Origin of the sequence: Streptomyces sp. NPDC059003, assembly GCF_042740445.1 — a bacterium.
Lineage (GTDB): Bacteria > Actinomycetota > Actinomycetes > Streptomycetales > Streptomycetaceae > Streptomyces.
The window spans coordinates 1-8,695 of record NZ_JBHYJH010000264.1; the positions used below are offsets into that span (position 1 = coordinate 1).

Here is an 8,695-nt window from a genome sequence, read left to right on the forward strand (position 1 = left end):
GGCCGATTGCTTTTCGGGGTGCTAGGGGCTGGCCCCTAGTTCGGGAAGGGGCGGGTCTGGGGCGCCCCCGCGAGGGACGGCCGGCGTCGCGTTAGGGTCGACCCATGGACTTCCCGGGGGACATTCCGGCGCACGCGCACCCACACAGCGGCTGGCCGGCCAACGAAATCGAAGAGGTACTGGCGGCAGCACTCGGCACCCCGCCGAGCGAAGCGACCGGCGCCCGCATCGTCGAGACCCTCGGCCGCAGCCACGTATGGATCCCGCTCCCCAACGGCGGCAGCCCGGACAGCGGCACCCTCGACCTGCCGACCCTGGAGATCGACGGCCAGGCCTACGTGCCGGTCTTCACGTCGGAGCAGCAGTTCCAGCAGGCCACGGGCGGCCGCATGAGCGCCACGGTGGCGCCCGCCGTGGAGTTCGCCCGCGGCCTGCCGCCCCAGCTGGGCATCGCCCTGAACCCGGAGGGCACCGTCGCCGTCCCGCTGCCGCCCCCCGCGGTGGCCGCGCTGTGCCGCACGGGCCGCACGGAGCTCGACGGCCCCGCGAGCGGCGGCCGCGTACGCCTCTTCGAACCGGACTGGCAGGACGACCCGGTGGACTTCCTGGCCGACGCGGGCCGCGAGTTCGAGGCCACCGGTGTGATCCTCAGCGCCCGCCGCTGCCTCGCCACCGTCGAGGACGACGACCCCACGCTGTTCATCGGCGTCGAGCTGTCCGCGTGGGAGGGCGACGCCCGCGACCAGCCGCTCGCGGCGCTCGGCCGCGCGCTCGGCCGGACCCCGGTGCCCTGGCCGGTCAACCTCGTCCTCCTGGACGTGGCCCAGGACCCGGTCGCCGACTGGATGCGCCAGCGCGTCCGGCCGTTCTTCACGGCGCACTGAACCGGGCATTCGGCCGAGCGCCGGATCAAGCACGGAATCAGGCGCGGAATCAGGCACGGAATCAAGCACGCGGCCGATCACCACGGCACACCCACGCTCAAGGCCCCTCGGCCCGCTTAAGCTGGTCCTTGACTCGGTCGGAGCACGGCCGTGCTGGCAGGTCGGGTACGTCGAGTATGTCGCGAAGGGGCGGTTACGGGTGAGTGCTTCGGGCACGGCTGCTGCCGGGCGAGTCGAGCACATGCTGCGCCAGGTGACGCCGGGGCGGTATGACGCGTACGAGGCGCTCCTGCACGCCCTCGCCGACGGCAAGGTGTGGATGCTGCTCTGGCACGGCCAGGCCGGATCCCCGGACGCGCAGTACGGGAACATGGAGGTCGAGGGGTACGGCTACGCGCCGTGCGTGACCTCCGCCCAGGAGCTCTCGGCCAGCGGCTGGAACCGCGGCTACGAGGTGATCGGCGGCCTCGACGTGGCCCGCGCCCTCTACCCCGACCACTACGGCCTCTGGCTCAACCCGCACGCGCCGGGCGGCGGCGTCGGCATCCCCTGGCTCGATCTGCGCCGGATCGCCAGTGGTATCGACCTCCAGCCCGCAGGACCGCTCAGGATCACCGAGCCGACCATCGAACTCCCGCAGTTCTACGCCCTGTTGACGCAGAACGCGCACCGCACCCCGGCGGTCCGCTCGCTGCGCCGCGCCTGGGTGCAGCCCTCCCTCGGCGCCCCGTACCTGGCCGTCGGCCTCGATGTGTACGACACCTCGCCCGCGTCGGTCGACTCGGTGCGCGCGATGATGCAGCAGTCCATCGGCGCCGTCCCCGAGGGCCTGCCCGTGTCGACGGTCGCGATGACCGATCCGCACGACCCGGTCGCGATGTGGCTGCGCGCCAATGCCCGCCCGTTCTACGACCGTGACGCACAGGCGGCCCCCGCGCCCGCCGCCGGTGGATACGGCTATCCCGCGCAATACTGACCGTAATCCGGAAATGTCCGGACGGTAAGGGCAATCACGGCGAACGCCGACCGCGACGATCCGGACACTGTCCGGATTTCGCTTCCGCGCGACGGGCTGAGCAGCGCCGATGTGCGCGATGTCCCCTTCTGATGCGGCAGGTGCCGTATGGCCGCCTGTGGCGCCTGTGACCCCAACTGCCCCGTGTTCGCCCGGCGTTCAGCAACGTCCGGATAACGGAACACCTCGATCAGCATCACGGTTGCGCATCCATTCCCCGCCAAGGCTGGTAACAGATCGCAACCCCGTTGAAGACTCCCGCTCCAAGGGGCCTTCGCCCCTGTGTACGACGGACTGATCACGTCGCTACAGCGGCAAGTGCGGGCCGGTCACCGCCGGTTGAGAGGGGTCCCTGCCACGATGACGGCGCCAATGCATGACACACCTGCGGACGCGAAACCCACTAAGGACGTCGCCCCCGCAGCTGGTGCAGGGGTGAAGAAGGTCGAGGGACGGTCCCTCAAGCAGATCGCCTGGAACCGGCTGAAGCGCGACAAGGTCGCGCTCGCGGGCGGCATCACCGTGCTCGTCCTGGTCCTGGTCGCCATTTTCGCGCCCCTGATCGTGAGCCTGCTCGGCCACCCGCCGAACGACTTCCACCAGGAGAAGCTCGACGAGCTGACCAACCTGCCCAAGGGCGCCCTCGGCGGCGTCAGCGGCGACTACCTCTTCGGAGTCGAGCCCAACAAGGGCCGTGACGTCTTCAGCCGGATCGTCTACGGCGCCCGGATCTCGCTGCTCGTGGCCTTCCTCGCCGCGATCGTCGCCGTCGCCCTCGGCACGCTGTTCGGCATCATCGCCGGCTACTTCGGCGGCTGGGTCGACGCGCTGATCAGCCGCGTGATGGACGTGCTGCTCTCCTTCCCGCAGCTGCTCTTCATCATCTCCCTGGTCTCGGTCCTTCCGGACGACCTGCTCGGCCTTGAGGGCACGAGCGTGCGCGTCGCGATCCTGGTCCTGGTGATCGGCTTCTTCGGCTGGCCGTACATCGGCCGCATCGTGCGCGGCCAGACGCTCTCGCTGCGCGAGCGCGAGTACGTCGAGGCGGCCAAGAGCCTCGGCGGCGGCCGGCGCCACATCCTGTTCCGCGAACTGCTGCCGAACCTGGTCGCCCCCATCACCGTCTACGCGACGTTGATGATCCCCACCAACATCCTCACGGAGGCCGCCCTCAGCTTCCTCGGCGCCGGCGTCAAGCCGCCGACCGCCTCCTGGGGCGGCATGCTGCGGGACGCCCTCGCCACCTACGAGCACGACCCGATGTTCATGGTCTTCCCCGGCGTGACGATCTTCATCACGGTGCTCGCCTTCAACCTCTTCGGGGACGGGCTGCGCGACGCGCTCGACCCCAAGGGAACCCGCTAGCAGTACCCAACTGACTTGCCCCTGCCGCATGTCAGGTGGCTCTTTCCATGGATCTCCGGCAGCTACAGGCCAGGGACCGCGAATCTCGGAGGTTGCGCGAAAATGCCCACAGTTTCCCCGAAACGACGGCTTGCCGCTGGTGCGGCCCTCGTAGTCGCGGCGCTGGTCACCACCACGGCGTGCGGCAGTGGCGACGGTGACGGTGACGGCGACGGCAAGGGCGCCGGCTATAACGCCGCCCTGAACAAGGTCGCCAACCCGTCGAAGAAGACCGGCGGCACCCTGCGCATGGTCGGCAAGCAGGACCTCGACTCCGCCGACCCGCAGCGCGCCTACTACGGCATGTCCTGGGACTTCATGCGCTTCTACACCCGGCAGCTGGTGTCCTACGACACCAAGCCGGGCAAGGCGGGCACGAAGCTGGTCCCGGACCTCGCCGAGTCCACGGCGAAGATCTCCAAGGACGGCAAGACCTACACGTACACGCTGCGCGACGGTGTCACCTGGGAGGACGGCTCCCCGCTGACCTCCAAGGACGTCAAGTACGGCATCGAGCGCATCTGGGCCAAGGACACCATCACCGGTGGCCCGGGTTACCTGCGCCAGGCGCTCGACCCCAAGGGCGAGTACCCGGGTCCGTACAAGGACCGGTCGAAGGACAAGCTCGGTCTGAAGGCGATCGAGACGCCCGACGACAAGACCATCATCTTCAAACTGCCCAAGCGCAACGGTGACTTCGAGCAGTTCCTCGCCATGCCGTCCGGCTCTCCGGTCAAGGCGGCCAAGGACACCAAGGCCAAGTACACCTCGCGGCCGTTCTCGGCGGGCCCGTACAAGTTCGACACGTACAAGCCCGGCAAGAAGATCGTCCTGGTCCGCAACGACAAGTGGAAGAAGGCCTCGGACCCGATCCGCCCGGCCCTGCCGGACAAGATCGACGTGACGATCTCCGCCAACCTGGAGGAGAACGACAAGCGCCTGATGGCCGGCGACTACGACGTCGACATGAACGGCACCGGCATGACGCAGTCCGGCCGCGTCACCGCCATCCAGGACCACCGCGGCAACGTCGACAACATGCACACGTCCTTCGTGCGCTACGTCGCCCTGATCCACACCGCGAAGCCGTTCGACAACGTCCACTGCCGCAAGGCGGTCTTCTACGGCACGGACTTCGCGGCCCTGCAGCAGACCCGCGGTGGCAAGCTCGCCGCCGGCGACATCGCCAACAGCACCTTCCCGAAGGCGATCCCGGGCAACAGCGAGTACGACCCCTACGGCGTCCTCGAGCGCAAGGGCAAGCCGAACATCGCCAAGGCCAAGGACGAGCTCAAGCAGTGCGGCAAGCCGGGCGGCTTCAGCGCCAAGCTGACCGCGCGCAACAACAACCCGGGTGAGGTCGACGCCGCCGAGGCGCTCCAGGCCCAGCTGAAGAAGGTCGGCATCAACGTCTCGGTCGAGTCCCTCGACGGCGCCGACTCCGCGAGCATCACCGGCTCGCCCTCCGTGGTGAAGAAGCGCGGCTACAGCATGCAGATGTCCGGCTGGGGCCCCGACTTCCCGTCCGGCCAGGGCTACGCGCAGCCGCTGTTCGACTCCCGCTTCCTGGTCGAGAACGGCAACTACAACGAGTCGCAGATCAAGGACAAGCAGATCGACAAGCTCTTCGACGAGGCGATCGCCGAGGTCGACCCGGTCAAGGCCGGTGAGATCTACAAGAAGGTCGACAAGCGCATCCTCGACCAGGCCGACTGGATGCCGTTCCTGTACGAGAAGAACATCACCTGGCGCGGTTCGAGGCTGACCAACGCCTACATGAACGACGCCTACAACGGCCGCTACGACTACGTCTCGCTCGGCGTCACGCAGAAGTAGCAGCACCCCGGCCGCGGCGGCCAACCGCCGCCGCGGCCCCCGTAGTTCCGTAGTTGACTGTCCGTCACACCGCCGCCGCATCCCGCCAGTCCGAAGGGCAGGTGATGGCCCCGGGCGGTGGCCTTGAACCCCTCACGAGGGGGCTGAAGGCCATCGCCGGGCCGCGCACAGTGCTTGCTTATCTCATCCGGCGCCTGATCGCCGTTATCGTCATGGTGCTGGTCGTACTGCTCGCGACCTTCACCGTCTTCTTCATGCTGCCCAAGTGGGCGGGACAGGACATCGCCGTCCTCTTCGCCGGCAAGCAGGCCGGAGCCGAGCAGCTCGAGGGCATCCGGACCAAGCTGGGTCTCGACGATCCGCTGCTCGTCCAGTTCTGGGACTTCATCAAGGGCATCCCGATGGGCCGGGACTACAGCAACGGCAGCGACGTCACGCACTGCCCGGCGCCGTGCTTCGGCTACTCCTTCCGCACCGAGGCCCCCGTCTGGGAGACCCTCAAGGACGCCCTGCCCGTGACCGGCGCGCTCGCCGCCGGCGCCTGCGTCCTGTGGCTCGCCGCCGGTGTCGCCACCGGTGTGGTCTCCGCGCTCAAGCGCGGCACCATCTGGGACCGGGCCGCGATGACCACCGCCCTCGGCGGCGTCTCGCTCCCCGTCTTCTTCACCGGCATGATCGCGATGGGCATCTTCGTCCACAACCTGGGCTGGGTGAAGATCGCGGACAGCCTCAGTACCGACGACTCGATCGACGTCTGGTTCCAGACGCTGCTCCTGCCGTGGATCGTGCTCGCCTTCCTCAACGCGGCGATGTACGCGCGCCTCACCCGCGCCACCATGCTGGAAGTCCTCGGCGAGGACTACATCCGCACCGCGCGCGCCAAGGGCCTCGGCGAGGCCGTCGTCATCCGCAGACACGCCCTGCGCTCCGCGATGACGCCGATCCTCACCGTCTTCGGACTCGACCTCGGCGTCCTCATGGGCGGCGCCGTGCTCACCGAGTCCACCTTCAACCTTCCGGGCCTCGGCCTCGAAGCGGTCAGGGCCATCAGCAGCAAGGACCTGCCCGTGATCCTCGGCGTCACCCTGTGCGCGGCCCTCGCCATCGCCATCGCCAACCTCGTCGTGGACCTTCTGTACGCCGTCATCGACCCGCGAGTGAGGCTGGGATGACCGAACTGTCCAAGAGCGGAGCGACGCCCGAGGAGGGCGCCGCCACCAAGTCCGGCGCCGCCGTCGGCGAAGTGGTCTCCGGCTCGCCCGCTTCCTCCGCCTTCCTCGAGGTGCGCGACCTCAAGGTGCACTTCCCCACCGACGACGGCCTGGTCAAGTCCGTCGACGGGCTCAGCTTCTCCCTGGAGAAGGGCCGCACCCTCGGCATCGTCGGCGAGTCCGGCTCCGGCAAGTCCGTCACCTCGCTCGGCATCCTCGGCCTGCACACGGCCGGGCAGTACGGCCGCCGCAGGGCGCAGCTGTCCGGCGAGATCTGGCTGAACGGCACCGAGCTGCTGAGCGCGCCGCCGGACGAGGTGCGCAAGCTGCGCGGCCGCGACATGGCGATGATCTTCCAGGACCCGCTGTCCGCGCTGCACCCGTACTACTCCATCGGCAAGCAGATCACCGAGGCGTACCGGGTCCACAACGACGTCGACAAGAAGGTCGCCCGCAAGCGCGCCATCGAGATGCTCGACCGGGTGGGCATCCCCCAGCCGGACAAGCGGGTCGACTCCTACCCGCACGAGTTCTCCGGCGGCATGCGCCAGCGCGCCATGATCGCGATGGCGCTCGTCAACAACCCGGAGCTCCTGATCGCCGACGAGCCGACGACGGCCCTCGACGTGACGGTCCAGGCGCAGATCCTCGACCTCATCAGGGACCTGCAGAAGGAGTTCGGCTCCGCGGTCATCATGATCACCCACGACCTGGGCGTCGTCGCGGAGATGGCCGACGAGCTGCTCGTGATGTACGGCGGCCGCTGCGTCGAGCGCGGCTCCGCCCAGCAGGTGTTCTACGAGCCGCAGCACCCCTACACCTGGGGCCTGCTCGGCTCCATGCCGCGCATCGACCGCGAGGAGACCGAGCGGCTCGTGCCGGTCAAGGGCTCCCCGCCCAGCCTCATCAACCTGCCGAGCGGCTGCGCCTTCAACCCGCGCTGCCCCTACGCCGACGTACCCAAGGACCGGATCACGCGCACCGAGCGCCCCGAGCTGACCGAGGTCGGCTCCGGGCACTACTCGGCCTGCCACATGTCGCGCGAGGAGCGCACCAAGATCTGGACCGAAGAGATCGCGCCGAAGCTGTGAAGGACCAGGACATGACCATCCCCCAGCAGGCGAAACCCGCCCCTGAAGCGGCGCCGGAGCCGCTGCTCAAGGTCGAAGGACTGGTGAAGCACTTCCCCATCAAGAAGGGGCTGCTCCAGCGCCAGGTCGCGGCCGTGCAGGCCGTCGACGGGCTCACCTTCGACGTGCGTCCCGGTGAGACCCTCGGCGTCGTCGGCGAGTCCGGCTGCGGCAAGTCGACGATGGGGCGGCTGATCACGCGCCTGCTCGAACCGACCAGCGGGCGCGTGGAGTTCGAGGGCACGGACATCACGCACCTGGGCACGGCCCGGATGCGGCCGCTGCGCCGCGACGTGCAGATGATCTTCCAGGACCCGTACTCGTCCCTGAACCCGCGGCACACCATCGGCACGATCGTCGGCGCGCCCTTCAGGCTCCAGGGCGTCAAGCCCGAGGGCGGCATCAAGAAGACCGTCCAGGAGATGCTGGAGCGCGTCGGCCTCAACCCCGAGCACTACAACCGCTATCCGCACGAGTTCTCCGGCGGTCAGCGCCAGCGCATCGGCATCGCCCGCGCGCTCGCCCTGAAGCCGAAGCTGGTCGTCGCGGACGAGCCGGTCTCGGCCCTCGACGTCTCCATCCAGGCGCAGGTCGTCAACCTCCTCGACGACCTCCAGGACGAGCTCGGCCTCACGTACGTGATCATCGCGCACGACCTGTCGGTCATCCGGCACGTGTCCGACCGGATCGCGGTGATGTACCTCGGCAAGATGGTCGAGCTCGCGGACCGCCAGGACCTGTACACCAAGCCCATGCACCCGTACACCAAGGCGCTCCTGTCCGCGGTGCCGGTGCCCGACCCCAAGCGGCGCGGCGCCAAGAGCGACCGCATCCTGCTGCGCGGGGACGTGCCCTCGCCGATCGACCCGCCGACCGGGTGCCGCTTCCACACGCGGTGCTGGAAGGCGACGGAGATCTGTGCGGTCAAGGAGCCGCCGCTGCTCGCCCTCGAGGGCTCGCACCAGGTGGCGTGCCACCATCCCGAGAACGCGGATGATCAGGCGCCGGAGGACACGAAGCTGTTGTCGGCGGCGAAGGAGGCCATTGACGTCGTGACGGTGACGACGGCGGCCGACGAGGCCGACGCGGCTTCGACCAAGTCGGACTAGCGCGCCCCTACTGGGGGCTCCGCCCCCAGACCCCCTTCTCTCCGGCCTGCGGCCTCGTCCTCAAACGCCGGACGGGCTGATTCCCCACCCACCCGCCCTTCCCACT

Annotated in this window: 8 protein-coding genes; 7 read left to right on the forward strand and 1 reads right to left on the reverse strand. The window is 68.9% G+C overall.

Annotation, left to right across the window (positions count from 1 at the left end; all coding sequences use genetic code 11):
- Positions 1-104 precede the first annotated feature (104 nt).
- Positions 105-884 (forward strand): enhanced serine sensitivity protein SseB, encoded by a 780-nt coding sequence (locus tag ACFWZ5_RS42745; protein WP_384804838.1) that lies wholly within the window; start codon positions 105-107, stop codon positions 882-884.
- A gap of 199 nt (positions 885-1,083) precedes the next feature.
- On the forward strand, positions 1,084-1,860 hold the full coding sequence (locus ACFWZ5_RS42750; protein WP_384804836.1) for an enhanced serine sensitivity protein SseB C-terminal domain-containing protein: 777 nt from the start codon (positions 1,084-1,086) through the stop codon (positions 1,858-1,860).
- Here the strand turns inward: ACFWZ5_RS42750 and ACFWZ5_RS42755 are convergent.
- Positions 1,842-2,099 carry a hypothetical protein gene (locus tag ACFWZ5_RS42755; protein ID WP_384892500.1) on the reverse strand — a complete coding sequence of 86 codons (258 nt, stop codon included), beginning with the start codon at positions 2,097-2,099 and terminating at the stop codon, positions 1,842-1,844. The genes ACFWZ5_RS42750 and ACFWZ5_RS42755 overlap by 19 nt on opposite strands.
- A 160-nt stretch (positions 2,100-2,259) precedes the next feature.
- On the opposite strand from ACFWZ5_RS42755, the gene ACFWZ5_RS42760 reads away from it, so the two are divergent.
- The 5 genes from ACFWZ5_RS42760 to ACFWZ5_RS42780 all read left to right on the forward strand — a co-directional run bounded on the left by ACFWZ5_RS42760 (position 2,260) and on the right by ACFWZ5_RS42780 (position 8,589).
- A complete protein-coding gene (locus ACFWZ5_RS42760) occupies positions 2,260-3,264 on the forward strand; it encodes an ABC transporter permease (RefSeq protein ID WP_384804834.1) in 1,005 nt (334 codons plus the stop codon).
- Between the two features lie 102 nt (positions 3,265-3,366).
- A complete protein-coding gene (locus tag ACFWZ5_RS42765; protein WP_384804832.1) occupies positions 3,367-5,139 on the forward strand; it encodes an ABC transporter substrate-binding protein in 1,773 nt (590 codons plus the stop codon).
- Positions 5,140-5,309: 170 nt separating this feature from the next.
- Positions 5,310-6,311 (forward strand): ABC transporter permease, encoded by a 1,002-nt coding sequence (locus ACFWZ5_RS42770; protein ID WP_384804830.1) that lies wholly within the window; start codon positions 5,310-5,312, stop codon positions 6,309-6,311.
- Positions 6,308-7,441 (forward strand): ABC transporter ATP-binding protein, encoded by a 1,134-nt coding sequence (locus ACFWZ5_RS42775; RefSeq protein WP_384804828.1) that lies wholly within the window; start codon positions 6,308-6,310, stop codon positions 7,439-7,441. The genes ACFWZ5_RS42770 and ACFWZ5_RS42775 overlap by 4 nt, the downstream gene beginning before the upstream one ends.
- 11 nt (positions 7,442-7,452) lie before the next feature.
- Positions 7,453-8,589 (forward strand): ABC transporter ATP-binding protein, encoded by a 1,137-nt coding sequence (locus ACFWZ5_RS42780; protein ID WP_384804826.1) that lies wholly within the window; start codon positions 7,453-7,455, stop codon positions 8,587-8,589.
- Positions 8,590-8,695: the final 106 nt, after the last annotated feature.